Genomic DNA, 24,360 nt, shown 5'->3' with positions numbered 1-24,360 from the left:
GATAGGGATCGAGAAAATGAAGATAGCAACACTCAAAACGGGTCTGGGTTCGCTGGCACTGCTGCCGGGCCTGGCGCTGGCTGCTACCCCTGCGGTGGTCGACAAAGCCGATAACGCCTTTATGATGATCAGCACCGCGCTGGTGCTGTTCATGTCCATTCCGGGCATTGCGCTGTTCTACGGCGGCCTGATCCGTGGCAAAAACGTTCTCTCCATGCTGACGCAGGTTGCCGTGACGTTCGCACTGGTCTGCGTGCTGTGGGTGGTTTACGGTTACTCGCTGGCGTTCGGCACGGGCAACGCGTTCTTTGGTAACTTCGACTGGGTGATGCTGAAAAATATTGAGCTGACCGCGCTGATGGGCAGTTTCTATCAGTATATCCATGTTGCGTTCCAGGGCTCCTTCGCCTGTATCACCGTCGGGCTGATTGTGGGCGCGCTGGCCGAGCGTATTCGTTTCTCTGCCGTCCTGATCTTCGTGGTGGTCTGGCTGACGCTCTCCTATGTGCCGATTGCCCACATGGTCTGGGGTGGCGGTCTGCTGGCAACGCACGGTGCGCTGGACTTCGCGGGCGGTACCGTTGTACACATCAACGCCGCGGTAGCGGGTCTGGTGGGTGCCTATCTGATTGGCAAACGCGTGGGCTTCGGTAAAGAAGCGTTTAAACCGCACAACCTGCCGATGGTGTTTACCGGTACGGCTATCCTCTACTTTGGCTGGTTTGGCTTCAACGCCGGCTCAGCGAGTGCAGCAAACGAAATCGCCGCGCTGGCCTTCGTGAACACCGTTGTGGCCACGGCGGGTGCAATCCTCTCCTGGGTGTTTGGCGAGTGGGCGGTACGCGGTAAACCTTCTCTGCTGGGTGCCTGTTCGGGTGCCATTGCCGGTCTGGTTGGCATCACCCCGGCGTGTGGTTATGTCGGCGTAGGCGGCGCGCTGCTGGTCGGGCTGGTGTCCGGTCTGGCGGGTCTGTGGGGCGTTACCGCACTGAAACGCGTGCTGCGCGTTGACGACCCGTGTGATGTGTTTGGCGTGCACGGCGTGTGCGGCATCGTCGGCTGTATCATGACCGGTATCTTCGCGGCCAAATCGCTGGGCGGTGTGGGCTACGCTGAAGGCGTCACCATGGTTCATCAGCTGCTGGTTCAGCTGGAAAGTATTGCTCTCACCGTTGTGTGGTCTGCCGTTGTCGCTTTCATTGGCTACAAACTGGCGGACATGACGGTCGGTCTGCGTGTCCCTGAAGAGCAGGAACGCGAAGGTCTGGACGTCAACAGCCACGGCGAGAATGCGTATAACGCGTAATAAACAGCAAAACGGCAACCTTAGGTTGCCGTTTTTAGTGTTTGTTCCCTCTCCCCGTGGGAGAGGGCCAGGGTGAGGGCATCAGGCCGCACACGGTAAAAGCAAAACGGCAACCTTAGGTTGCCGTTTTTAGTGTGTATTCCCTCTCCCCGTGGGAGAGGGTCAGGGTGAGGGCATCAGGCCGCACAACATCAACCTCTGTTACGCATCACCCCTTCCTGCACCGTAGAAGCCACCAGCACGCCGTCCTGGGTATAAAACTCCCCGCGCACAAACCCGCGAGCGCTCGACGCTGACGTACTCTCCACGCTGTAGAGCAGCCACTCATTCATATTGAAGGGGCGGTGGAACCACATGGAGTGATCGATCGTCGCGACCTGCATCCCTTTTTCAAGGAACCCGACGCCGTGCGGCTGCAGCGCCACCGGCAGGAAGTTGAAATCTGACGCATAGCCCAGCAGATACTGATGAACGCGGAAGTCCTCAGGCACGGTGCCGTTAGCCCGGATCCAGACCTGGCGCTTCGGCTCGGCGGGGTGACCTTTCATCGGGTTATGGAACTCAACCGGGCGGATCTCCAGCGGTTTATCGCAGAGAAACTTCTCTTTGACCTGCGGCGGAAGCAGATGCGCCAGCGCACGGGCGATATCGGTCTCTGATTTGAGATCGTCTGGCGCAGGTGCCGACGGCATCACTTTTTGATGCTCGTAGCCGGGTTCCGGCGCCTGGAAAGAGGCGGTCATATAAAAGATCGGCTTACCGTTCTGAATGGCCGCTACGCGGCGTGCGCTGAAGCTGTTGCCGTCTCTCAGGACCTCAACGTCATACACGATCGGTTTCGCGCTATCGCCAGGGCGTAAGAAATAGCTGTGGAACGAATGCACCAGACGGTCTGCCGGGACGGTCTCCTTTGCTGCGTACAGCGCTTGTCCAACGACTTGCCCCCCGAAGACCTGGCGTAAGCCGAGATCTTCGCTCTGTCCGCGAAAGAGTCCTTCCTCAATTTTTTCCAGATTCAGTAATGTCAGCAGATTGTTCAGTGCCTGACTCATAGTTGTCCTCAATAAACGCCGTAGCGAAAGATAGGCAGAGTATAACGCAGAAATGAAAGTGGTCCGATGGGTAGAATAATCTGAATATCGGCACGTTTTCAGGCATAAATCGGTGATCTGTGCCACACTTGAATACGTTATGTGATTGAAACGACATCGGATGGGATCGATCCCGCTGGTGCATTGATAAGGAGACTTCGATGAAACTCGTGCCCATGCTAAGTGGTGTAGCTATTGCGGTTGCGCTGTCCGCCTGTGCCGGTAAGAGCGCCCAGGTGCCGGTACCAGCAGCAGACCCGAACGGGATTAACACCCTTTCGCAGCAATCCATTCAGCAGCCTAACGTTTCCGGTACCATCTGGATTAAACAGAAAGTTGCGTTGCCGCCGGATGCGGTATTAACCGTGACGTTGTCTGATGCTTCTCTGGCCGACGCGCCGTCGAAAGTCGTGGCTCAGCGCGCCGTTCGTACTGAAGGCAAGCAGGCGCCGTTTAGCTTCGTGTTGCCGTATAACCCGTCAGACGTGCAGCCTAACGCCCGTATCCTGCTGAGCGCAGCGGTAACCATCAACGGTAAGCTGGTCTTTATCACCGATACGGTCCAGGAAGCGATTAACAACGGTGGGACCAAAGTCGACCTGAACCTGGTGCCGGTGCAGCAGACCGAAGTACCGGTCGCACCGCAGACCAATCAGCCGTCCCTGCCAACCCCACCGACGCAGATGTAATGTCTGCATTGCCCCTCTCCTCCGGGAGAGGGGTCAATATACCCAGCGAAACGTCTGCAAATCGATCTGACCCGACCCTGACACCTGCACCCCTTCTGAAAGTAATGCCTGACGCTGACGCTGGAGATCCGGCCCGGTGAGCGAAATGGCACCATGACGATTTACCACCCGATGCCAGGGCAACGTACTTCCTTCCGGCAGCCGTTTCAGGACGCCGCCAACCTGTCGCGCCGCGCGCGGGGAACCTGCCAGGCGTGCGACATCACCATAGGTGGTGACGTAGCCTTCCGGAATTGAGGCCACGATTTGCCATACGCGCTGTGGAAAGGAGTCGTGTTCGTCCATACCTTCACCTGTGGGGAGTTTCTGGAAGCTATGGTAAACGAAGATCTTCATGATTGCTGCGCCTGTTTGCGCAAGAAACCAGCATCCGGTTCCTGGTCGCTTGCAATTGGGCGTTAGCACAGGGATAATGCGCCAGCGCGTTGGTTATCAACGCTCTCAATGGGGGCTCTGTTGGTTCTCCCGCAACGCTACTCTGTTCACCAGGTCAGGTCCGGAAGGAAGCAGCCAGGGCAGACGACGTGTGTGCCGGGATGTAGCTGGCAGGGCCCTCACCCATTTGTAGCCTCATAAGATCCTTCAGCTTCACCTCTCCCCTTAAACCGTTATCCCACAATAATATTGTGCCTATATCCTGCAATATATATTTCATTGTACTGAAATATTATTGTCATCAACCTGTAATAATAGACTGTCATTTTATAATTGGACGGTTATTTTCTCCCATGTCTCAAAAATATATATATCTGGATAACATTGTTAACTTCGTGTATTAAATAAAGTACTTATTCCGAAGGGAAGTGACAAACATGGCTACAGCGGTATTAAACGTTAAGATTGATGACGCGCTAAAAGAAAGGCTTCGCCACTATGCGGAAGACAATAACGAGAATTTAAGCGTGACGACAGAGAAACTGCTGCTGCTGGCGTTCGAAGCAGTAGAAGAGGCGGGAGTATCGGAAGAGGATATTGATAATCAGCATACGGAAGAAGAGAGTGTTTCTCCTTTTACTCCTAAAGAAATCAAAGCTCTACGCAAACTTCTGAAGAAGAGAAAATGAAACAACAACTGTCAACTGCCAGTGACTACAAAGAGGCCTGCGATCTGTTGCGTTCAGGCTACGTGAAGCATGTACGTCTTGGCTGGAATGTCGGAAGTGATGAGTTCTTTCGTATTGCGTCTGACTGGTGTGATACCGGCGCGAAAATAAAGAAAGACGGTGAAAGCTTCGTTATTTCACTGAAAGGATTTCCCATTCCTGCTCAGCATTAGCTCCTGACTGGTGAAAACTGCTGACTGTATCCGTGACAGTCAGCAGTTTTTATTTTTTATGATCTGTTTCAAATATTTTAATATTAGATCACGCTGCGCTTTAATGATGGCACGTTTTTATTCAGAGCGAGCCATAGCGGTTTGATCCTCAGCAACGCCTGTTCAAGCTCTGTCGATTCGAGCGAGAAGGGCATCCGTAAATAGCGGTCAAACGCGCCAGATAAACCAAACCGCGTGCCGGTCCCCAGATTGATCCCCAGAATCTCAGCCCGCGCGGCAAGCTGTGTCGCCAGCATGCCCGGGAGTTCTATCCAGTAAGAGAGCCCGCCTTCCGCTTCATGGAATTTCCAGTCCGGAAAATGTTCGCGCAACAGTTCACCGCATCGATCGCGTCGTTCCGCCAGCATCTTCCGGCGTGCGGGCAGAAACGTCTCGCTGTTGTTAATGAGCCACTCCATCGCCAGCTGTTCCAGCAGCGGCGAGCCTAAATCCAGGGTATCCCGCGTCTGGGCTAGCGTAGCGATAGTGCGCGAGGAGGCGCGGATCCAGCCCAGACGCAGCCCTCCCCAGAAGCTTTTTCCGGCAGAGCCTAAGGTGATGACGGTAGCCTGCGGGTTAAAGGCGGCCAGCGGTGGCGGGGGAGGCGCGTCAAACCAGAGATCCACCATCGTTTCATCCACCACCAGCGCCGTGCGGGTTTGGGCCGCGATATCCGTGATGGCCCGACGGGTGGCGACATCCATACAGCGCCCGGTGGGGTTATGAAAATCAGGCATCAGATACGCCAGGCGCGGCGCCGTCTGGGCAAGCGTTGCCGCGAAGCCATCCGTATCCCAGCCGGTTTCCGGTAGCGATACCCCCACGGGCCGACACTGCGCTCCCTGAATGGCGGCAATCGCCAGCGGATAGGTGGGGTGATCGACCACGACGCGATCCCCCGGCCCGGTCATCATCCTCAGTACCAGCGCAAAGCCGCTGACGGCACCATTGACCACCATCACTTCGTCTGCGCGGGTGGGAAGACCCCGCGCGGTATAGCGCGCCGCGATGGCCTCCCGCAGCGTCGGCAGCCCAAGCTGATCGTAGCCCGTCAGCGAGAGATGCTGCGTAATGGCCGTGAGCGCATGGGCATAAGCCTGGTGGATCTCGGGTCCGGCATTGAGTGCGGCAGTAGAGAGATCCAGTGCGGCACTTGCCGCTGAAAGGGTGGGAACGGCGCGCGTATCCGGGAGGAGCACGCGTGACCCGCTGCCGTGGCGGCTTTCAAGGTAACCCTCCTCGCGCAGGTGGGCGAGGGCGCTGCTGATGGTGGTCCGGCTTACGTCCAGCGCGGAGGCCAGCTCACGCTCGCCCGGTAGACGCGTATTCAGTGCCAGACGTCCATCAAGGATTAACAGACGCAGCGCGTCGGCCAGCTGTCGCCAGAGCGGGGTGCGGGATGAGGCTTGCTGCCAGTGGCCTAAAAGGCGTACCAGAGACTGGCTTCCGAAGCGGCGTGATGACATATGCAGTCCACTATTTGAAAACTGGACATTAATCATAGTGCCATTTTAGGTCAGGATGAAAGCCTGGTTCACTGGAGAAGATAAAAATGATACGTCGTCTGCTACAACTCTATGTCGGTTTAGGACTGTATGGCCTTTCCACCGCAATGTTTATTCGCTCCGATTTGGGTGTCGATCCCTGGGATGTTTTTCACCTTGGGGTGGGGATGCAGCTGGGGATGACTATCGGGACGGTAATCATTTTAGTCGGTGCGGCGGTGCTGCTGCTGTGGATCCCACTGCGTCAGATGCCGGGCCTTGGCACGATCAGCAACGTGATTTGTATCGGTCTGGCGGCGGACGCCAGCATGGCGCTTATCCCGGAACTGGATTCGTTACCCGTTCGAATCGCTTTCCTGGTATCGGGCATCGTGATGAACGCGATTGCGACCAGCATGTACATCGGCGCCGGCTTCGGGCCTGGCCCGCGCGACGGCCTGATGACAGGCATTCATGCCCGTCTGGGGTGGTCCATTCGCAGCGTGCGCACCTCAATTGAAGTCTCCGTCCTGCTGATTGGGTGCGTGCTTGGCGGGACGTTTGGGGTGGGAACCGTACTGTATGCCCTGACCATTGGCCCGCTTATTCAGCTCTGTCTGCCCTGGTTCCGCCAGAAGCCGCGCATTGAGGAAATACCCCAGCCGGAGCGGGTTGTTTAATTTTGCGAAGCGCTCACATGTTTTAACGGCGTCGCTGTGCCAGAATAGGGGCACGATAAACGCGATGCCAGAATGCATGAAAGCTATCACTCTCTATGATGTCGCCCTCCTTGCGGGGGTTTCTTATCAGACCGTTTCCCGCGTCATTAACAACGCGGAACATGTGTCTGCCCGCACGCGAGAAAAGGTGCAGCAGGCGATGGCGGAGCTGCACTACGTTCCAAACCTTCGGGCACAGCAGCTGGCGGGTAAACGCACCCGTACGCTGGGTCTCATCACGACCGACCTGGCCCTGCACGCGCCTTCACAAATTGTGTCGGCGGTAAAAACGCGCGCGGCGGAACAGGGGGCGAGCGTCCTTATCTCCATGGTGGAGCAACCCCAGCAGTGTCAGGCCGCGCTTCAGGCGCTGCTGGCACAGCGGGTGGAGGCGCTGCTGGTGAATGTGCCGCTGGACGATCCGCACGCCGAAGAGCTCAGCGCGCTGGCGTCGCCAGTTCCGGTGCTGTTTCTCGATGTATCACCCTCAGCGCAGGTACACAGCCTCGTGTTTAACGCAGAGCAGGGGGCGCATCTGGGCGTTGAGCATCTGCTTTCGCTGGGGCATCAGCGCATTGCTCTGCTGAGCGGGCCGGAAAGCTCGGTCTCTGCACGGGCGCGCCTGGCGGGATGGAAAGCCGCTCTGGCATTCGCGGGGCTTGAAGCCGCTGCGGTGGCCTGCGGTGACTGGAGCGCGGCCAGCGGATATGAGAAGGGACATATGCTGTTGTCTGCGTCGACATTGCCGGACGCGATTCTGGTGGCGAATGATCAAATGGCGCTCGGGGTGATGCGCGCCTGCGCGGAAAAAGGGGTAGCGGTTCCGGGCCAGATATCGGTGGTTGGGTTCGACGATACGGCTGACAGCGCCTGGTTTTCTCCGCCGCTGACGACCATTCGCCAGTCGTTTCGCGAGGCGGGCGAACGCAGCGTGGAGTGGCTGCTGGCCCCCTCCGGGGACGAGGCGTGCTGGCAGCTTCAGCTGCCGGTGACGCTGGTTACCCGTCATTCCAGCGCGCGCCGCGCGCCGCAGCAGGCCGAACGCGAGGATCTGGCGCAGCAGCTCAGAAGCCTGGCACTCCTGGCCGAGCAGCTTGCCCGCAAATAAGACTTTTGTGATCTGACTCGCTACCCTGCGATTGAGCGCTTTACCGTCGCAGGGTGCCAGGGCATGTTAACTAAAATTGTGAGCGCTTCGCAAAGAGGTTGATATGTCTAACACCCCCTCGCTGACCCTCAGCGCCCTCCTGGCCCGTCGGGACTGGGAAAACCCCGTAGTTACCCAGTGGAACCGCCTTGCCGCACACGCGCCGCTGCACAGCTGGCGCAATGAGCCTTCGGCCAGAGATGACGCCGGATCCGTCAGCAGGCACGTTCTCAACGGACTATGGCGGTTTAGCTACTTTACCGCGCCGGAGCAGGTTCCTCAGGCATGGGTAACCGAAGATTGCGCGGATGCCGTTGCGATGCCCGTGCCGTCTAACTGGCAGATGCAGGGATTCGACACGCCCGTCTACACCAATGTCACCTATCCCATCCCCGTTAACCCACCTTTTGTGCCGCAGGAAAACCCGACCGGCTGTTACTCGCTCACATTTGAGGTGAATGACGCCTGGCTTCAGAGCGGGCAGACCCGCATCATCTTTGACGGCGTGAACTCGGCGTTCCATCTCTGGTGCAACGGGCAGTGGATAGGCTATTCCCAGGACAGCCGGTTGCCCGTCGAATTTGACCTCTCGGCGGCACTACGCCCCGGACAGAACCGCCTGGCGGTTATGGTATTGCGCTGGTGCGACGGCAGCTATCTGGAAGATCAGGACATGTGGCGCATGAGCGGCATCTTCCGCGATGTGACCTTGCTGCATAAGCCCGAGACGCAGATTGCCGATTATCACGTCGTGACGGATCTGAATGCGGAGCTGGACCGTGCGGTGCTGAAGGTTGATGTCACGCTGGCAGGCCATGGTTTTGCGGACGGCGAGGTGGTCTTTACCCTGTGGCGCAAGGGGGAGAAATGCGCCAGCGTTTCCCTACGGCCGGGGTCTGCCATTGTTGACGAGCGCGGCAGCTGGGCCGAGCGGCTAACGGCAGCGATCCCCGTCGACCAGCCCGCACTCTGGAGCGCTGAAACGCCAGAGCTGTATCGCCTGACGATGGCGCTTCTTAACCCGCAGGGTGAGGTGCTTGAGATAGAGGCGTGTGACGTGGGCTTCCGCCGCGTTGAAATCAGCAACGGCCTGCTGAAGCTTAACGGTAAACCGCTGCTGATCCGCGGAGTTAACCGGCACGAGCATCACCCGGAAAACGGCCAGGTGATGGACGAAGCGACCATGCGTCGCGATATCGAAATCATGAAGCAGCACAGCTTCAACGCCGTGCGCTGTTCGCACTACCCGAACCATCCGCTGTGGTACCGGCTTTGCGATCGCTACGGGCTGTACGTCGTTGACGAAGCCAATATCGAAACGCACGGCATGGTGCCGATGAGCCGCCTTGCTGACGATCCGCGCTGGCTGCCCGCCATGAGCGAGCGCGTGACCCGCATGGTGCAGCGCGATCGTAATCATCCCTCGATTATCATCTGGTCCCTGGGCAATGAGTCGGGCCACGGCGCGACTCACGATGCGCTGTACCGCTGGCTGAAAACCACCGACCCGACGCGTCCGGTGCAGTATGAAGGCGGCGGCGCGAACACGGCGGCGACCGATATCGTTTGTCCGATGTACGCCCGGGTCGATCGGGATCAGCCGTTCCCGGCCGTGCCTAAATGGTCAATCAAGAAATGGATCGGCATGCCGGACGAAACGCGTCCGCTGATCCTCTGTGAATACGCTCATGCGATGGGAAATAGCTTCGGCGGGTTTGCAAAATACTGGCAGGCGTTTCGCAGCCATCCTCGCCTGCAGGGTGGGTTTGTCTGGGACTGGGTCGATCAGGCCCTGACGAAACGGGACGAAGATGGCAATACGTTCTGGGCCTACGGCGGAGACTTCGGCGATAAGCCGAACGATCGGCAGTTCTGTCTTAACGGGCTGGTGTTCCCCGATCGCACGCCGCACCCGGCGCTGTACGAAGCTCAGCGCGCCCAGCAGTTCTTTACCTTTACGCGGGTCAGCACCTCTCCGCTGGTGATTGAGGTGCAAAGCGGCTACCTGTTCCGCCACACCGATAACGAAGTGCTGAACTGGACGGTTGCCCGGGACGGGGAGGTGCTCGCTGCGGGTGAGGTGACGCTGGCGATGGCGCCTGAAGGCACTCAGCGTCTGGAGATCGCCCTGCCGGAGCTGAACGCCGGGCCGGGTGAGATCTGGCTGAACGTTGAAGTGCGCCAGCCGCGGGCAACGCCGTGGTCACCGGCAGACCATCGCTGCGCGTGGGAGCAGTGGCCGCTTCCGGCTCCGCTCTTTATTGCTCCGCCAGCCCCGGCTGGCGAGCCGCCGGTGTTAACGCAAAGCGATCGCATGCTGGAGATCGCCCATCGTCAACAGCGCTGGCAGTTCGAGCGCGCATCCGGAAACCTGACCCAATGGTGGCGAAATGGCGTTGACACGCTGCTTTCACCTCTGACGGATAACGTCAGCCGCGCGCCGCTGGACAACGACATTGGCGTGAGTGAAGCGACGCAGATCGATCCGAATGCCTGGGTTGAACGCTGGAAAGCGGCGGGCATGTACGATCTCACCTCGCGCGTGCTGCACTGTGAGGCTGAGCAGCACGCAGGCGAGGTGGTGGTCACAACCCGGCATGTCCTTGAGTATCGCGGCAAGGCGCTGTTCCTGAGTCGTAAAGTCTGGCGGGTGGACGATCGGGGGGTTCTGCATGGCGATATTCAGGTCGATATCGCGTCTGATATCCCTGAACCTGCGCGGATTGGCCTGAGCGTTCATCTCGCCGAAACGCCGGAAAACGTTCACTGGCTGGGGCTGGGGCCGCATGAGAACTACCCGGACAGAAAGCTGGCGGCGCAGCAGGGGCGCTGGACATTACCTCTCGGGGCCATGCACACGCCGTACATCTTCCCGACGGAAAATGGTTTGCGCTGCGATACCCGCAAACTCGTGCTGGGAACGCATCAGCTGAACGGCCATTTCCATTTCTCGGTAAGCCGCTATAGCCAGCAGCAGCTGCGGGAGACAACCCATCATCACCTGCTGCGGGAAGAGCCGGGATGCTGGCTCAACCTCGATGCATTCCATATGGGCGTGGGCGGCGACGACTCCTGGAGCCCCAGCGTCTCGCCGGAATTCATCCTGCAAAAACGTCAGCTTCGCTATACCTTCAGCTGGCAGCAGAACCCTTAACTGCCCAGGAGATGCGGCCACACGGCGTGGCCGCACGCTTACCCCAGAATGCCGTTCAGGCCGTGCAGGCTCATGTAAATCCCCACCACGGTAATCAGCGCTGCGGAGATCCACGGCGCTTTACGGGAAAATTCGCTAAACCCGGGCCAGCGTTTTGTCGCATGTTTGAGGCTTAAGGCGGCAATCGCGCCGGACGCGACCAGCGTTAACGCCAGACCGATGCTGAAGCTGAATACCAGCGTCGCGCCGAGGGCGAAATGCTTTAGCTGCAGGCAGATCAGCAGAACGGTGATGGACGCCGGGCAGGGGATAAGCCCGCCGGTCAGGCCAAACACCACGATCTGCCCGGTGGTGACATTTTGACCGCTGAAGCGGCGGTTAATATCCTGCGCGTGCGCGCGCTGGTGGGCGTCCTGCCACTCTTCTTCAATCAGCGTGTGTTCGTGGTGATGATGATCATGATGGTGGTCATGGTCATGGTCGTGATGATGATCGTGCGGTTGGCTCTCTTTCCAGGTTCGCCACGCCATCCACAGGGCGATCGCAACGATCAACACCCCGGAGATCAGCTGGAACCAGGGTTCGGACGTATGCGCATCCCAGCCCCGACCAAACCACAGTCCCGCCATCGCAACGAGCCAGACCACCGCCGTATGGGAGAGCGTGGCCGCCAGGCCGAGCAGTACCGCCTGTTTCAGCGTGCCGCGGATGGCCACGATAAAGGCGGCCATCATTGTTTTTGAGTGGCCCGGCTCCAGGCCATGTAGCGCACCGAGCAGGATAGCGCTGGGAACAAACAGCCAGGCATTGCCCTGCTGAAGGAGTGAAGCAAAATCGGTCATGGGAAATTCCGGAGTGGAAAGCGTGCGGAAATACTACTCCCCCCCAGTAGACTAATACTACCCCCCAGTAGGAAAATACTCAGGGGGAGTAGAGCGTGATATGCTTTAAAAGCTAAAAACAAGGGATACAGAGATGTCACATACCGTTCGCGACAAGAAAATGTTACTGACTCGCCTGAAGAAAATTCAGGGGCAGAGTAATGCTCTGGAAAAAATGCTCAACAGCGATCACGAATGCGCCGAGGTGTTACAGCAGCTGGCGGCGATCCGCGGGGCGGTAAATGGCATGATGATGCAGGTGATCGAAGGGCATTTAACCGATCATGTGGTGAAAGAGCCTGAAGAAGCGCAGCGTGAAGCCGATCTTGGCGTGGTGTTGCAGGTGATCAAATCCTATCTCAAGTAGCGTGCGTGCCGAGGTTGTTTTCTGCCCAAAGAATAAATTCCGCTTTTGGCAGCGCTTTGCTGTAGTACCACCCCTGCCCGTACTGCACGCCGTGTTGGTGCAGCCAGGCGAGCTGCCCTGCGGTCTCGACTCCCTCCGCCACCATCGCCAGCTTCAGCGACTTCGCTATTTCAATGATATGTGGCGTCACGTTTTTATATTCCAGCGCATCCACGAACGACTTATCGATTTTTAGCGTGTCGACGTCCAGATCCTGCAGATAGCTCAGGCTGGAATAGCCCGTGCCAAAATCATCAATATAGACAGGGTGGCCCGAGCGCCGGAATGCCGCGATAGCCGGTGCGCTAATTTTGGGATCGGCAAAGCCGCGCTCGGTGAGCTCAAGGGCGATCTGTCGGGGATGGATTTGCCACTTATTCAGGAGCTGACTCAGCAGAGGCGGCAGGATGCCGGAGGTTAAATCGGCAGGCGCGAGGTTAATGGAGATATGCTTATCCGGATGGCGTTGCAGCCAGTGGCCCATATCTTCAAACACCTTTTCGATGACGAGCTGCGTGAGCTGCGAGATGAGCCCCGTTTGCTCGGCAAGAGGAACAAAGATATCAGGCGACAGACTGCTTCCGTCCGGCTGGGGCCAGCGCGTCAGCGCTTCTGCGCCTACGATTTTTCCGCTACACAGCGCCACGATGGGCTGATAGTGAACCACAAAATCGCGGCTGTTAATGGCGTCCAGCAGGCGATTGCGCGGCGACTGGATACGGCGCAGTATCCGCAGGACAAAGAGCGCGGCGAGCAGGCTTATCAACATGCCGAACGGTAACCAGAACAGAAGCTGCCGGTGCCAGGTTTCAGCCAGCGGTTTGAGCGTTGCCCACGCGACGACGGTAAACCCCAGCTCAGGTACAGACTTCATGACGTACATTGAACCGTTGTACTGCACGGTTTTCACACCCCGCTCCTGAATCATGTCGCGAATGTGGGAATCGAGCTTATTGCTGCTGGCGAATATGCGGTGCGTCGTGCTTCCTACCAGGGCGGCATCAATCGCTATCTCACCGAAAGGGATCACGTCCACCAGCGAGGCAGGATCGACCATGACAAGGTAGTGGCCTTTACCCAGCACCGCCATGTAGCGGTTAAACCCAAGATCGTTCTGGGTGGTCAGCCAGGCGCTGTAGCCATCTTCGGTAATGCGCATCGGAGGGGGGAAAGGGGCCGCATGACTGGTTTGCTCCAGGGAGGAGCAGAGCGGTCGAAGATTGTCGATGTAAATCACTTCCTGGACATATCGCCACGAGAAAGCGACGCGTCGCATCTCCCTTAATTGCAATGGGCTACACGGCACGCCCTCAAAGGCCTGCAGATGATCGAGCGCTTCTTTTGCCTGATCCACAACCCGGTCGGTTCGTACCAGCACGCGTGAGGCATAGTTTTCCAGCGCATCGACAAATTTATCTTCCGCCTGGCGATGGGCCAGCCAGATGCTCAGGCAAATGGGGACCAGCACAGAAAAGATAAGTACGCCAGTCACCAGACTGACCAGATGTCGGGTTTTCATGCTGTCGTGTCCTTCCTCGTATGCCCGTTCCTGGGCGCTGAGTTCCCTGCCTGAAGAGAAAGATTTTACCGCGAAATGATATAGTTATAGCACGTGGGTGCCACGGTTTACATTTTATCTAAGGCAAACCAGAAAATATCGGCAGAAGAGAGGGGTTTTTTTTTCAACCTGGCCTGGATATTATTTTGTTATGTTATAACAAAACATAAAGGATTTACGATGAAACCCGATATCCATCCCACCTATCGCACCGTGGTGTTCCACGACACCAGCGCCAATGAATATTTTAAAATTGGCTCAACCATAAAAACCGACCGCGAAATTGAACTCGACGGCGAAACGTATCCGTACATCACCCTTGATGTCTCGTCAAAATCGCACCCGTTTTATACCGGTAAGCAGAAAACGTTCTCCACGGACGGCAGCACAGCGCGCTTCCGCAAGCGTTTTGGCGGTTTTCTCAATGCGAAGCGGGGCTAACCATGCAGGTACTTAACTCATTACGCAGTGCAAAGCAGCGTCACCCGGATTGCCAGATAGTCAAACGCAAGGGACGCTTATACGTGATTTGCAAATCCAATCCGCGCTTTAAGGCGGTTCAGGGACGTAAAAAAAGACGCTAGACGCGCGTTTCTCGCCAGCTTTCCAGGGCTCTTTTCTGTTTGCCATCGCCAGTAAAATTGTCGGTGGCAAGCCAGCTTTCAAAGGCGCCCGCCAGCGCCGGCCACTCTTTGTCGAGTATCGAAAACCAGTCGGTATCCCGGTTGTGGCCTTTTATGACCAGCGCCTGGCGAAAGCGCCCCTCAAACTGAAAACCCAGACGCAGTGCCGCCTTGCGGGAAGGTTCGTTCAGGCTATTGCACTTCCATTCATAACGTCGATAGCCCAGGGTATCGAACACGTAACGCATCAGCAGATACTGCGCTTCTGTCGACATGGGCGTGCGGCTTAAAAGAGGAGAGAAGTGAACGTGCCCCACTTCCACGACCCCGTTTTTAGGATCGATCCGCATCAGGGACAGCGTCCCGACGGGGGACTGGGTCCGGTTATCCATAACGGTAAAGTGGATGGGATCGGATAATTCACTTACGCTTGCCACCCATTCGGCAAACTCCTCCGCGGTGGCATCGGGTTCACGCAGCAGCCACGTCCAGCTGCGGGTATCTTCGGCCAGGGAATACGCTGAGAACAGCGCGTCGGCATGCTCCACGCGCAGCGGCTCAAGCCGACAATAGTGACCCTGAAGGACCACCCGGGACGGGTGCTGACGGGGTTGCCAGTCGGTAAGCGCTTCGCCCACCGGCTGTCCGAACTGATTGAATGTCTTCATCTTAATTTCCGTGACGTTGAAAAGAGCTTCAGACTAGTGAATTGCTGGTTCCTTAAAAAGAACCACTGCGCTATGTTTTTATGGTTCCACGAGGAGGCGAGATGAATATACCGGGTGATGAATTTTATACCTTGCTCAATGCAGCCCTGAAAACACGCGGGGAAGAGACGCTCCAGCGTGCGCTCTACCTTGCTTTGCGGGAGGCCATACTGTGCGGAAAGCTACGATCCGGCAGCCAGCTTTCCGGTTCGAGAACGCTTGCCCGGCAGCTCTCCCTTTCCCGGAATACCGTCAATGCGGCGCTGGACCAGCTCACCCTCGAAGGGTATTTGCAGCGTAATCGCCAGGGAGCGCGGGTGGCGCAGTTAGCTCATCGTTCTGTCTCTCGGGCATTGCCGGGCCCAGCCGTCACGCTCGCAAAACGGGTCGGGCTGCTGCCCGCGCCAGTGCCCCGGGACACACCTGTTCTGGCGTTTACCCCAGGCACGCCGGCCATCAACTATTTTCCTCTGCCGCTGTGGCGGCGATTGTACGACCGCGTGATGCGGGAGGAGGGAAATGCTCTGCTAGGGTATGGTGACCCGGCCGGCGAGCCGTCGCTGCGGGCCGCTATTGCCCGGCATCTCGCCCTGTCCCGCGGTATTGACTGCGACGCCAGCCAGATTGTTATCACGGAAGGCGCGCTTGAGGGCGTCAACCTCTGCACGATGCTGTTAAGCGAGCCTGGCGATGTCGCCTGGGTGGAAAACCCCGGCTATAGCGGGGCAAAGAGTGCGTTTGTTAAAACCGGCCTGGCAATGACGGGAATACCGGTTGATGACGAGGGAATGTGCTGGGAAGGTCTGGATGCGCCTGCACCCTCACTGATTTTTACCTCACCTTCGCACCAGTTCCCTTACGGGAGCGTGCTCAGCGCGCGGCGGCGGCTGGCGCTGCTTGAGCTGGCCCGGCAGCACAGCGCGTGGATCATTGAAGATGATTACGACAGCGAGTTCCGCTATGCCGGTGAGCCCGTACCGGCGATGCTGGGAATGGTCAACAATGCGCCCGTTGTGTATCTGGGGACGTTCAGTAAAACGCTGTTTCCGTCGCTCAGAATGGGGTTCATGGTGTTACCGCCAGCGCTGGCGAAAGCGGCTCGCCCGGCCATCGGCTCGCTGTTGCGCGGTGGGCATCGTGCGGAGCAGCGTACCCTGGCGCTGTTCATTGAAGAAGGTCATTACGCCCGCCATCTTGCCGCCATGCGTCGGCTCTATCGTAAGCGCTACCGCCAGCTGCGGGAAGTGCTGGACGCAGAGCTTCATACTCCGCACCGTATTCTGGCCGGTGAAGGCGGGATGCATCTGACGCTGGCGATAGACGGTATTGACGACCAGAGGCTGGTGGAGCAGGCGAGGGCGTTTCAGCTGGCACCCACTGCACTGAGCGGGTACTACCTGGAGGCGAAGCAGGGGCAAACCGGTCTGGTTTTAGGTTACGGCAATACCTCTGCTTCTCAGTTTACGCCGGGGATCCGGCGTCTGCAGGCGTTAATTACGCAGCAGCAGGGCGGGAAAGGGTAAAGACGTCATAGAAAGAGAGCTGACCTTTGGTGGAGACCATTTTCTGCAGCTTCTCTTTTTGCCCGGCTTCAACCGCCGGAGAGTGCATGATGTTTTCGATCAGCTCCTCTGGCACGTAACGCGTGTTGTACCATTCGCCGTTGTAGCAGACCCGGAAATCGAGCACGTCGATATCTTCGTAACGGTAGCGCGGATTCACGTCGAAAAAGAAAAAGGCGTTGAAGACGACAAACAGTACAACCAGCAGCCAGACGGAGTCCGCCAGCGTTTCGGATGTCAGCATCACAATAAGCGTCGCCAGCCAGGCGGCATACATGGCGACAAACAGTCCAGGATGTTTGCGAATAAAACTAATGCTAAAGCGCGGGCGATTATCGCGCTTTTCGCGGAGATTAAGATCGTCGATGGTGGCGGTAAGCAGGCGCTGTATCTCGGTCATTTTTTGCCTTCATAAGAGTTGACAATACAGGGGGTCTGCCAATTTTAGGGGAGCCATCAGGCTGAAAGAAGTAACAGTCTGGCGCTAAAAGACCATAACAGTTGGCTCCCCGGAGCCTCACAGCGTTTTAATGATTTTTGCCGGGTTGCCGCCAACCACGACGTTAGCCGGGACGTCTTTCGTCACGACGGCGCCGGAGGCCACCACCACATTATCACCAATGGTGACGCCAGGGTTAATGACCGCCCGGCCACCAATCCAGACGTTATTGCCAATGCTGACGGGTTTTCCAAACTCTACGCCGCTATTCCGTTCTTCTGCGTCCAGGGGATGGGTAGCCGTATAAATATGAACGCCCGGCGCGAGCATACAGTTATCGCCAATATGAACAGGGCAGACATCCAGCATTACGCAGTCGAAGTTAGCGTAAAAGTTTTTGCCCAGATAAATGTTATACCCGTAGTCGCAGCGGAAGCTTGGTTCTATATAAGCGCCTTCACTTTGTCCCAGAAGTTCCGCCAGAATGTTCTGGCGTTCTGTTTTTTCATCAGGCGCGGTGTGGTTATAGCGGTAAACCAGATGGCGGGCGCGCAGTCGGTCGGCCCGTAACGTCTCATCGCCGGGGCGGTAATGTTCACCGGCAATCATTTTCTGTTTTTCTAAGCTCATTGGAAACCTCGCTGGATGTGATTACCGCAGGGTAATCGGAACAGGCCAGAAGGGGAACGTTCCCGAAAAGCCGATGTGACTGGCGTCACAACATTGTTGCTGATAAACACGTTTACACGGAGACCTGGCCTGGGCGCAGGGAGTATAACGGGATAGGTAAAAACAGTTTAAAACGTGGCGTAGAACTCTACAGACACCCTTCAAAGATTAACGGACAAATTTCCATACAGAAGTAGGGATCTTGTCATACAGTTTATTCATTGTTAGCTCAGCAAGACGATGGTCAGCGGCTGAATAAAATACCGCCAGTTCATTATCCGAAAGCTCGTATTTATTCTTTTCAATGACGCGCTCAAGCGTGTCAATTGACTGACAGCGTCGTAAGCGCATCAAATAATCGATCTTTGTGAGTGGTTTATCAGACATAAATTCACCTTAGTAATTGTAATAATTTTAACAGGAAAGACTAACCGGGTTAGCTCTGCTCACGTTGACGAAACAGCGGAATAGCCGGTTTCCCGATTTACGCCATTTTTGCAAATCCTGGGCGTTAATGCCGTAACTGCTGAACAACATAAAGGTGTCGTCCAGGTATTCATCAATTTGCTCAATGAGCTTATTATCTTCATTGTACTTAATTTTATAATTAAGTGCGAAGGTTGCGATATGCTCTATCAGCTCATTCAACTGTAAATTGATGGCAGACGTTGGGTCGTTTACCCAGCCATGGTTGCTTTCATCAAGGTTGGCAAGGCAGTCATGGTACAAGGATTCGCAGAGAAATTTCAACTGCGCGATATCATGCCTTTTTGGCGAGTACTCGTCCATAGCGCATCCCCTTCTGAGTGATTTCTTACTCACCGAACATCATTGTCGGGATGGATACAACTGACTTAGCTACATGAGTGCTGTGTTCCTGATAACCTAACTATAAGCCACTCCTTGCTGGATTTCATCGCGCTATTACGAAAAATTACAAATAAAACCGCAGACTGCGAGCATGTACGCAAAGGGTCATCCTGGACTCAACTTTTTTATCCAAATTAACAAGGGTGTTTTATCGCTTCCTTACGTTTCATTGGCTTAGCAAAAATGATGAGAAAAGTTCAGATTCAGACTTCTCTTTGTAAGAAGTTCTTATTAGGAATATTCCTAATAACTTAAGCGGGGAAATGAAATTAAAAAAATCCTGAATTCACCGATTAAGTTATCAGTTAATTATGATATGTCTATTTAAGATGGCAGAAAATAAATAGAACCACAATAAGCGTAATTTATGATTTTTTCTGAAAATGAAAAAGGCCGCTAATGCGGCCTTTTTATCATGTGAAACCGGTATCAGTGAGGTTCTACCGAATGACTGTGTTCAACATCTTCATTCTTTCGGCTAAAGCGGCGGCGAACCACCACGAAGAACACCGGTACGAAGAAGATAGCCAGTACGGTCGCGGTAACCATACCGCCCATTACACCTGTACCTACTGCGTTCTGCGCGCCGGAGCCTGCACCGGAGCTGATAACCAGCGGCAGTACGCCGAGGATAAACGCCAGTGACGTCATCAGGATTGGGCGCAGACGCATACGAACCGCCTCAAGTGTCGCCTCAATAAGGCCTTTGCCTTCTTTCTCCATTAGATCTTTGGCGAATTCAACGATAAGTATCGCGTTCTTCGCCGACAAGCCAATGGTTGTCAGCAGGCCTACCTGGAAGTAAACGTCGTTGGTCAGTCCACGGAACGTTGCCGCAAGCAGCGCACCGATAACCCCGAGTGGAACCACCAGCATAACGGAGAACGGAATCGACCAGCTCTCGTACAGTGCCGCCAGACACAGGAAGACCACAATCAGTGAAATGGCGTACAGAGCAGGGGCCTGGTTACCGGACAGACGTTCCTGATAGGACATACCGGTCCAGTCATAGCCGATACCCGCAGGCAGTTTGCTTGCCAGCTCTTCCATCAGGTTCATGGCTTCACCGGTGCTTCGGCCCGGCGCTGCCTGACCCAGGATCTCCATAGACGGCAGACCGTTATAGCGTTCCAGACGCGGTGAACCGTATTCCCAGCGTGACGTTGAGAACGCCGAGAACGGAACCATCTGACCATTGCTGCCGCGCACGAACCAGTTGTTGATATCGTTCGGCAACATACGGTACTGCGCCTCTGACATCACGTACACTTTCTTCACGCGACCGCGGTCGATGAAGTCGTTAACGTAGCTACCGCCCCAGGCTGCACCCAGCGTGGTGTTGATGTCACTGATGGATACGCCCAGCGCCTGGGCTTTCTCCTGATCGATATCGATTTTGTACTGCGGCGTATCTTCCAGGCCGTTTGGACGCACGCCGACCAGCAGGTCAGGGTGTTTAGCGACTTCACCAAACAGCTGGTTACGCGCCTGCGTCAGTTTCTCGTGGCCCAGGCCGCCCTGGTCAATCAGCTGGAAGTCGAAGCCGGTCGCGGTACCCAGTTCAACAATCGCTGGCAGGTTAAAGGCGAAGACCATCGCATCTTTAATCTGCGAGAAGGTGCCCATTGCACGGCCGGTGATGGCTTCAACCTTGTTCTTTTCGCCCGGACGTTCAGACCAGTCTTTCAGAGAAACGAAGGCAATACCGGTGTTCTGACCACGACCCGCAAAGCCAAAGCCGTTAACCGCAAACACGGATTCAACGTTGTCTTTCTCTTTGGTGAGATAGTAGTCCGTCACTTCATCCAGTACTTTCTGGGTACGCTCTTGCGAGGCACCCGCCGGAAGCTGTGCCATCGTCAGGAACACGCCCTGGTCTTCATCTGGCAGGAACGAGCTTGGCAGACGAACGAACAGGAAAGCCATGCCCACCACGATGATGATATAGAGCAGCAGGTAACGACCGGTGCTGCGCAGGATGTTACCCACGCTGTCGGTGTAGTGGTGCGTGCTCTTATCAAACATGCGGTTAAACCAGCCGAAGAACCCTTTATGCTCGCCGTGACCGCCTTTCTGAATTGGCTTCAGCATGGTGGCACACAGGGCAGGGGTCAGGATCAACGCCACCAGCACCGACAGCGCCATCGCGGAAACGATGGTAATTGAGAACTGACGGTAAATCGCACCGGTAGAGCCCCCGAAGAAGGCCATCGGGATAAATACCGCAGACAGCACCATCGCGATACCGACCAGCGCGCCCTGGATTTGCCCCATTGATTTACGGGTCGCTTCCTTCGGCGGCAGACCTTCTTCCGCCATGACGCGCTCGACGTTCTCCACGACCACGATGGCGTCATCCACCAGCAGGCCGATGGCGAGCACCATCCCGAACATCGTCAGGGTGTTTATCGAGTAGCCAAATATCGACAGGATCGCAAAGGTCCCGAGCAGAACAACCGGCACGGCAATCGTTGGGATAAGCGTCGCGCGGAAGTTTTGCAGGAACAGGTACATCACCAGGAAGACCAGGATGATCGCCTCAACCAGCGTTTTAACCACTTCGTGAATCGAGATTTTTACGAACGGCGTGGTGTCGTATGGGTAAACGATTTTCAGACCTGACGGGAAGAACGGTTCCATCTTCTTCAGCTCTGCGCGGATCGCCGTGGCGGTGTCCAGGGCGTTAGCGCCTGTCGCCAGTTTGATACCCAGACCGGAAGCCGGTTTACCGTTGAACTTTGCGATGATGTCGTAGTTCTCACCGCCCAGCTCCACTTTCGCCACGTCGCGCAGGCGAACCTGCGAACCGTCCTGATTCACTTTCAGCAGAATTTTGCTGAACTCATCGGCAGAGGTCAGACGGGTCTGCGCGATGATCGAGGCGTTAAGCTGCTGGCCTTTCACCGGCGGTGTACCGCCTAACTGACCGGCCGCTACCTGGGCGTTCTGCGCTTTAATCGCGCTGATCACGTCAACCGGGGTCAGCTGGAAGTTGTTCAGCTTGTTCGGATCCATCCAGATACGCATCGCGTACTGGGAACCGAACAGCTGCACGTCACCCACACCGGAAGTACGACTGATGGCGTCCTTCATGTTGGCGCCCACGTAGTCGGAAATATCCTCCTGCGTCATGGTGCCGTTGGTGTTGATAACGCCGACAACCATCAGGAAGCTACTGGACGATTTCTCGACGCTCACACCCTGCTGTTGTACTTCCTGCGGCAGCAAAGGCATTGCCAGCTGCAGTTTGTTCTGCACCTGAACCTGCGCAATGTCAGCATCCGTACCTGACTGGAAGGTCAGGGTGATCTGCACTGTACCGGTGGAGTCACTGTTTGAGGACATGTACATCAGGTTATCGATACCGTTCATGTTCTGTTCGATAACCTGGGTGACGGTGTCCTGCACCGTTTTTGCATCAGCCCCCGGGTAGGTTGCGGAAATTGTCACCGCCGGTGGCGCAATCGTTGGATATTGCGCGACAGGCAGCTTCAGGATCGCAAGTCCCCCGGCCAGCATGATGATAATGGCGATCACCCACGCAAATATGGGGCGATCGATAAAGAAATTAGGCATGTCTTAACGGCTCCTGTTTAAGTTAAGACTTGGTTTGTTCTGACTGGCCAGCGGCCGAAGCTTGTTGTTTATCGTCAGATTTCACTTCCTGTGCTTTAACCTGCGCGCCAGGACGAACTTTTTGCAAACCAGTAACAATCACGCGATCGCCATCTTTCAGACCTTCCGTCACCAGCCATTTATCGCCAATCGCCTGGGTGGCGGTGATATTGCGCGTTTCGACTTTGTCATCAGCCCCAACAACCAGCGCGCTCGCATCGCCGCGTGGCGTACGGGTCACACCCTGCTGTGGAACCAGAAGTGCGGTTGGATTCGTTCCTTCTTCCAGACGTGCGCGAACGAACATACCTGGCAGCAGATTTTTGTCAGGGTTCGGGAAAATCGCACGTAAGGTGATGGAACCGGTGGTCTGGTCGACCGTCACGTCAGAGAATTCCAGCGTACCTTCCTGCGGGAACTTGATACCGTCGTTGGTAATCAGCTCCACTTTGGCTTTGCCGTTTTCCTGTTTCAGGGTGCCGTTAGCCAGCTCCTGTTTCAGGCGCAGGAAATCATTGCTGGACTGCGTCACGTCAACGTAGATCGGATCGAGCTGCTGCACGGTCGCCAGCGCAGTGGTCTGACCGTTCTGCACCAGCGCCCCTTCCGTGACGGAAGACTTACCAATACGACCGCTGATAGGGGAGGTCACTTTGGTATAGGCCAGGTTAATGCGCGCGGTTTCGACAGCCGCTTTGGCTGCCACCACGGCCGCGTTAGCCTGCTGTGCATCTGCCAGGGCAGTATCGTAATCCTGTTGGCTGATGTACTTAGTGCCGAGCAGTTTTTGGTAGCGGTTCAGCGTCAGCTGGGCGATTTTGGCGGCGGCTTGCGCTTTTGCCAGGTCGCCTTTCGCGCTTTCATAGGATGCCTGATAGGTTGCTGGATCAATCTGATACAGAGACTCACCGGCTTTCACATCACCACCTTCGGTGAAGTTACGCTTCAGGATAATGCCGCTAACCTGAGGACGCACTTCCGCAATGCGATAAGCATTTGTACGGCCTGGTAATTCGGTGGTGATTTGTAGAGGTTCAGATTTGAGCGTCACGACGCCTACTTCTGGCGCCTGCTGAGCTCCTTGTTGAGCTGGTTTGTCGTCACATCCTGTAAGCGCTAAGCTGCCTGAGAGCATCAGAACGACCGCCAGAGGCGTTAACCCTCTGTTTTTGTTCATATGTAAACCTCGAGTGTCCGATTTCAAATTGATCAAGGGTCCTGAGTCTAAAACCCATTGCTGCGTTTATATTATCGTCATGCTATGGTACATACATTCACAAATGTATGTAAATCTGACTCCTGTAAATTCACCCACCTATGGCACGAAAAACTAAACAACAAGCGCTGGAAACCCGACAACACATACTGGATGTGGCAATACGTTTGTTCTCTCAGCAGGGTGTTTCATCCACCTCGCTGGCACAAATTGCTCAGGCTGCCGGTGTGACGCGGGGAGCGATTTACTGGCATTTTAAAGACAAGTCAGATCTGTTCAGTGAAATCTGGGAGCTTTCAGAGTCCAGCATTAGCGATCTCGAGAGTGAGTATCGGGCAAAATTCCCTGACGATCCACTCTCAGTATTGAGAGAAATATTAGTATATATCCTTGAAGCGACGGTAGTTGAAGAACGTCGCAGATTAATGATGGAAATAATTTATCATAAATGCGAGTTCGTGGGCGAAATGGCGATCGTTCAGCAGGCGCAGCGCAGCCTCAGCCTCGAGAGCTATGACCGTATTGAACAGAACCTGAACCTGTGTATGCAGTCAAAGCTGTTACCGGCCAACCTCTTAACTCGCCGGGCGGCTATCCTGATGCGCGGCTACATTTCAGGTCTGATGGAAAACTGGCTTTTTGCGCCACAATCCTTTGACCTCAAGGAGGAAGCCCGCAGCTACGTGGCGATTTTACTGGAAATGCTACAGCTCTGCCCCACGCTGCGCGGCGACGCGCCTTCGCTAACGGCCTGATCCCTTCCAGGATTTATCTCAGAGGATAACGTTCGCGCTATTCTGCATCTGACGAGCGTGATATTCTTCACGCCGGACTATTTTCGGTCATCTT

The 24,360-nt window shown here is 55.9% G+C and carries 24 protein-coding genes and 1 other RNA gene; 13 read left to right on the top strand and 12 right to left on the bottom strand.

Annotated elements, in window-relative coordinates:
* Positions 1–16 precede the first annotated feature (16 nt).
* On the top strand, positions 17–1,306 hold the full coding sequence (amtB, locus tag V4835_RS18515) for an ammonium transporter AmtB (protein ID WP_063144758.1): 1,290 nt from the start codon (positions 17–19) through the stop codon (positions 1,304–1,306).
* Between the two features lie 191 nt (positions 1,307–1,497).
* Here the strand turns inward: amtB and tesB are convergent, their stop codons facing one another.
* A complete protein-coding gene (tesB, locus tag V4835_RS18510) occupies positions 1,498–2,358 on the bottom strand; it encodes an acyl-CoA thioesterase II (RefSeq protein ID WP_331413173.1) in 861 nt (286 codons plus the stop codon).
* 200 nt (positions 2,359–2,558) lie between these two features.
* Here tesB and V4835_RS18505 point away from each other — a divergent pair, with 200 nt between their 5' ends.
* Positions 2,559–3,086, top strand: coding sequence for a YbaY family lipoprotein (locus V4835_RS18505; protein ID WP_029741632.1), 528 nt, complete (start codon positions 2,559–2,561; stop codon positions 3,084–3,086).
* Positions 3,087–3,119: 33 nt separating this feature from the next.
* On the opposite strand, the gene V4835_RS18500 is transcribed toward V4835_RS18505, so the two are convergent.
* Complete coding sequence (locus V4835_RS18500) at positions 3,120–3,482, bottom strand: MGMT family protein (protein WP_442877319.1); 363 nt, start codon at positions 3,480–3,482, stop codon at positions 3,120–3,122.
* A 118-nt stretch (positions 3,483–3,600) separates the two neighbouring features.
* Here V4835_RS18500 and ffs point away from each other — a divergent pair.
* The 3 genes from ffs (at position 3,601) to V4835_RS18485 (ending at position 4,422) form a co-directional block, all read left to right on the top strand.
* An RNA gene (gene ffs, locus V4835_RS18495) (signal recognition particle sRNA small type) lies at positions 3,601–3,697 on the top strand.
* Between the two features lie 261 nt (positions 3,698–3,958).
* Entirely contained in the window at positions 3,959–4,210 is a 252-nt protein-coding gene (locus V4835_RS18490) for a hypothetical protein (protein WP_063144756.1), read from the top strand.
* Positions 4,207–4,422: a hypothetical protein gene (locus tag V4835_RS18485; protein WP_023334722.1), complete on the top strand. Its 216-nt coding sequence runs from the start codon at positions 4,207–4,209 to the stop codon at positions 4,420–4,422. The genes V4835_RS18490 and V4835_RS18485 overlap by 4 nt, the downstream gene beginning before the upstream one ends.
* An 83-nt stretch (positions 4,423–4,505) precedes the next feature.
* Here V4835_RS18485 and yczR read toward each other — a convergent pair whose 3' ends face one another.
* Positions 4,506–5,927, bottom strand: coding sequence for a MocR-like transcription factor YczR (yczR, locus tag V4835_RS18480; RefSeq protein ID WP_331413171.1), 1,422 nt, complete (start codon positions 5,925–5,927; stop codon positions 4,506–4,508).
* Positions 5,928–6,013: 86 nt separating this feature from the next.
* Here yczR and yczE point away from each other — a divergent pair, with 86 nt between their 5' ends.
* From yczE to V4835_RS18465, 3 genes are all read left to right on the top strand, one after another.
* Entirely contained in the window at positions 6,014–6,625 is a 612-nt protein-coding gene (gene yczE, locus V4835_RS18475) for a membrane protein YczE (protein ID WP_331413169.1), read from the top strand.
* Positions 6,626–6,701: 76 nt separating this feature from the next.
* Positions 6,702–7,772 carry a LacI family DNA-binding transcriptional regulator gene (locus V4835_RS18470; RefSeq protein ID WP_331413167.1) on the top strand — a complete coding sequence of 357 codons (1,071 nt, stop codon included), beginning with the start codon at positions 6,702–6,704 and terminating at the stop codon, positions 7,770–7,772.
* 103 nt (positions 7,773–7,875) lie between these two features.
* Complete coding sequence (locus V4835_RS18465) at positions 7,876–10,965, top strand: beta-galactosidase (protein ID WP_331413166.1); 3,090 nt, start codon at positions 7,876–7,878, stop codon at positions 10,963–10,965.
* A gap of 38 nt (positions 10,966–11,003) precedes the next feature.
* Here V4835_RS18465 and V4835_RS18460 read toward each other — a convergent pair whose 3' ends face one another.
* On the bottom strand, positions 11,004–11,807 hold the full coding sequence (locus V4835_RS18460; RefSeq protein ID WP_331413165.1) for a nickel/cobalt efflux protein RcnA: 804 nt from the start codon (positions 11,805–11,807) through the stop codon (positions 11,004–11,006).
* A 133-nt stretch (positions 11,808–11,940) separates the two neighbouring features.
* Here V4835_RS18460 and V4835_RS18455 point away from each other — a divergent pair, with 133 nt between their 5' ends.
* Positions 11,941–12,213, top strand: a complete 273-nt coding sequence (locus tag V4835_RS18455; RefSeq protein ID WP_024906840.1) for a metal/formaldehyde-sensitive transcriptional repressor — start codon at positions 11,941–11,943, stop codon at positions 12,211–12,213.
* On the opposite strand, the gene V4835_RS18450 is transcribed toward V4835_RS18455, so the two are convergent.
* Entirely contained in the window at positions 12,206–13,771 is a 1,566-nt protein-coding gene (locus V4835_RS18450; RefSeq protein ID WP_331413164.1) for an EAL domain-containing protein, read from the bottom strand. The genes V4835_RS18455 and V4835_RS18450 overlap by 8 nt on opposite strands.
* A 219-nt stretch (positions 13,772–13,990) precedes the next feature.
* Between V4835_RS18450 and V4835_RS18445 the strand changes: the two genes are divergently transcribed.
* Complete coding sequence (locus V4835_RS18445) at positions 13,991–14,251, top strand: type B 50S ribosomal protein L31 (protein WP_331413163.1); 261 nt, start codon at positions 13,991–13,993, stop codon at positions 14,249–14,251.
* Between the two features lie 2 nt (positions 14,252–14,253).
* A complete protein-coding gene (gene ykgO / locus V4835_RS18440; RefSeq protein WP_003859006.1) occupies positions 14,254–14,394 on the top strand; it encodes a type B 50S ribosomal protein L36 in 141 nt (46 codons plus the stop codon).
* On the opposite strand, the gene V4835_RS18435 is transcribed toward ykgO, so the two are convergent.
* Complete coding sequence (locus tag V4835_RS18435; protein ID WP_331413161.1) at positions 14,391–15,101, bottom strand: GNAT family N-acetyltransferase; 711 nt, start codon at positions 15,099–15,101, stop codon at positions 14,391–14,393. The two genes, ykgO and V4835_RS18435, sit on opposite strands and share 4 nt — an antisense overlap.
* 101 nt (positions 15,102–15,202) lie before the next feature.
* On the opposite strand from V4835_RS18435, the gene pdxR reads away from it, so the two are divergent.
* Complete coding sequence (pdxR, locus tag V4835_RS18430; RefSeq protein WP_331413159.1) at positions 15,203–16,663, top strand: MocR-like pyridoxine biosynthesis transcription factor PdxR; 1,461 nt, start codon at positions 15,203–15,205, stop codon at positions 16,661–16,663.
* Here pdxR and V4835_RS18425 read toward each other — a convergent pair.
* The 6 genes from V4835_RS18425 to acrA form a co-directional block, all read right to left on the bottom strand.
* The gene (locus V4835_RS18425; RefSeq protein WP_063144745.1) at positions 16,635–17,102 is read right to left on the bottom strand and encodes a YlaC family protein; all 468 of its coding nucleotides are present in this window, start codon (positions 17,100–17,102) and stop codon (positions 16,635–16,637) included. The genes pdxR and V4835_RS18425 overlap by 29 nt on opposite strands.
* Before the next feature lie 117 nt (positions 17,103–17,219).
* On the bottom strand, positions 17,220–17,771 hold the full coding sequence (gene maa, locus V4835_RS18420) for a maltose O-acetyltransferase (RefSeq protein ID WP_024906845.1): 552 nt from the start codon (positions 17,769–17,771) through the stop codon (positions 17,220–17,222).
* Positions 17,772–17,978: 207 nt separating this feature from the next.
* Complete coding sequence (locus V4835_RS18415) at positions 17,979–18,197, bottom strand: HHA domain-containing protein (RefSeq protein ID WP_008499287.1); 219 nt, start codon at positions 18,195–18,197, stop codon at positions 17,979–17,981.
* A gap of 27 nt (positions 18,198–18,224) precedes the next feature.
* Positions 18,225–18,599, bottom strand: a complete 375-nt coding sequence (gene tomB, locus V4835_RS18410) for an Hha toxicity modulator TomB (protein WP_008499288.1) — start codon at positions 18,597–18,599, stop codon at positions 18,225–18,227.
* 510 nt (positions 18,600–19,109) lie between these two features.
* Positions 19,110–22,256 (bottom strand): multidrug efflux RND transporter permease subunit AcrB, encoded by a 3,147-nt coding sequence (acrB, locus tag V4835_RS18405; protein ID WP_063145542.1) that lies wholly within the window; start codon positions 22,254–22,256, stop codon positions 19,110–19,112.
* Between the two features lie 22 nt (positions 22,257–22,278).
* Positions 22,279–23,472 (bottom strand): multidrug efflux RND transporter periplasmic adaptor subunit AcrA, encoded by a 1,194-nt coding sequence (gene acrA, locus V4835_RS18400; protein ID WP_023310601.1) that lies wholly within the window; start codon positions 23,470–23,472, stop codon positions 22,279–22,281.
* Positions 23,473–23,612: 140 nt separating this feature from the next.
* Here acrA and acrR point away from each other — a divergent pair, with 140 nt between their 5' ends.
* On the top strand, positions 23,613–24,266 hold the full coding sequence (acrR, locus tag V4835_RS18395) for a multidrug efflux transporter transcriptional repressor AcrR (RefSeq protein WP_063145541.1): 654 nt from the start codon (positions 23,613–23,615) through the stop codon (positions 24,264–24,266).
* Positions 24,267–24,360 lie beyond the last annotated feature (94 nt).

The sequence above is a fragment of the Enterobacter cloacae complex sp. CARB60 genome (genome assembly GCF_036487345.1).
Taxonomy (GTDB): Bacteria; Pseudomonadota; Gammaproteobacteria; order Enterobacterales; family Enterobacteriaceae; genus Enterobacter; species Enterobacter asburiae_D.
Note: the sequence above shows the minus strand (reverse complement) of the source record. Positions and strands in the feature narration are given on the sequence as shown.

Excerpts from the sequence above, each read along its gene's own strand:
- amtB (WP_063144758.1), top strand. The coding sequence starts at position 17 with ATGAAGATAGCAACACTCAAAACGGGTCTGGGTTCGCTGGCACTGCTG.
- tesB (WP_331413173.1), bottom strand. The coding sequence starts at position 2,358 with ATGAGTCAGGCACTGAACAATCTGCTGACATTACTGAATCTGGAAAAA.
- V4835_RS18505 (WP_029741632.1), top strand. The coding sequence starts at position 2,559 with ATGAAACTCGTGCCCATGCTAAGTGGTGTAGCTATTGCGGTTGCGCTG.
- V4835_RS18500 (WP_442877319.1), bottom strand. The coding sequence starts at position 3,482 with ATGAAGATCTTCGTTTACCATAGCTTCCAGAAACTCCCCACAGGTGAA.
- V4835_RS18490 (WP_063144756.1), top strand. The coding sequence starts at position 3,959 with ATGGCTACAGCGGTATTAAACGTTAAGATTGATGACGCGCTAAAAGAA.
- V4835_RS18485 (WP_023334722.1), top strand. The coding sequence starts at position 4,207 with ATGAAACAACAACTGTCAACTGCCAGTGACTACAAAGAGGCCTGCGAT.
- yczR (WP_331413171.1), bottom strand. The coding sequence starts at position 5,927 with ATGTCATCACGCCGCTTCGGAAGCCAGTCTCTGGTACGCCTTTTAGGC.
- yczE (WP_331413169.1), top strand. The coding sequence starts at position 6,014 with ATGATACGTCGTCTGCTACAACTCTATGTCGGTTTAGGACTGTATGGC.
- V4835_RS18470 (WP_331413167.1), top strand. The coding sequence starts at position 6,702 with ATGAAAGCTATCACTCTCTATGATGTCGCCCTCCTTGCGGGGGTTTCT.
- V4835_RS18465 (WP_331413166.1), top strand. The coding sequence starts at position 7,876 with ATGTCTAACACCCCCTCGCTGACCCTCAGCGCCCTCCTGGCCCGTCGG.
- V4835_RS18460 (WP_331413165.1), bottom strand. The coding sequence starts at position 11,807 with ATGACCGATTTTGCTTCACTCCTTCAGCAGGGCAATGCCTGGCTGTTT.
- V4835_RS18455 (WP_024906840.1), top strand. The coding sequence starts at position 11,941 with ATGTCACATACCGTTCGCGACAAGAAAATGTTACTGACTCGCCTGAAG.
- V4835_RS18450 (WP_331413164.1), bottom strand. The coding sequence starts at position 13,771 with ATGAAAACCCGACATCTGGTCAGTCTGGTGACTGGCGTACTTATCTTT.
- V4835_RS18445 (WP_331413163.1), top strand. The coding sequence starts at position 13,991 with ATGAAACCCGATATCCATCCCACCTATCGCACCGTGGTGTTCCACGAC.
- ykgO (WP_003859006.1), top strand. The coding sequence starts at position 14,254 with ATGCAGGTACTTAACTCATTACGCAGTGCAAAGCAGCGTCACCCGGAT.
- V4835_RS18435 (WP_331413161.1), bottom strand. The coding sequence starts at position 15,101 with ATGAAGACATTCAATCAGTTCGGACAGCCGGTGGGCGAAGCGCTTACC.
- pdxR (WP_331413159.1), top strand. The coding sequence starts at position 15,203 with ATGAATATACCGGGTGATGAATTTTATACCTTGCTCAATGCAGCCCTG.
- V4835_RS18425 (WP_063144745.1), bottom strand. The coding sequence starts at position 17,102 with ATGACCGAGATACAGCGCCTGCTTACCGCCACCATCGACGATCTTAAT.
- maa (WP_024906845.1), bottom strand. The coding sequence starts at position 17,771 with ATGAGCTTAGAAAAACAGAAAATGATTGCCGGTGAACATTACCGCCCC.
- V4835_RS18415 (WP_008499287.1), bottom strand. The coding sequence starts at position 18,197 with ATGTCTGATAAACCACTCACAAAGATCGATTATTTGATGCGCTTACGA.
- tomB (WP_008499288.1), bottom strand. The coding sequence starts at position 18,599 with ATGGACGAGTACTCGCCAAAAAGGCATGATATCGCGCAGTTGAAATTT.
- acrB (WP_063145542.1), bottom strand. The coding sequence starts at position 22,256 with ATGCCTAATTTCTTTATCGATCGCCCCATATTTGCGTGGGTGATCGCC.
- acrA (WP_023310601.1), bottom strand. The coding sequence starts at position 23,472 with ATGAACAAAAACAGAGGGTTAACGCCTCTGGCGGTCGTTCTGATGCTC.
- acrR (WP_063145541.1), top strand. The coding sequence starts at position 23,613 with ATGGCACGAAAAACTAAACAACAAGCGCTGGAAACCCGACAACACATA.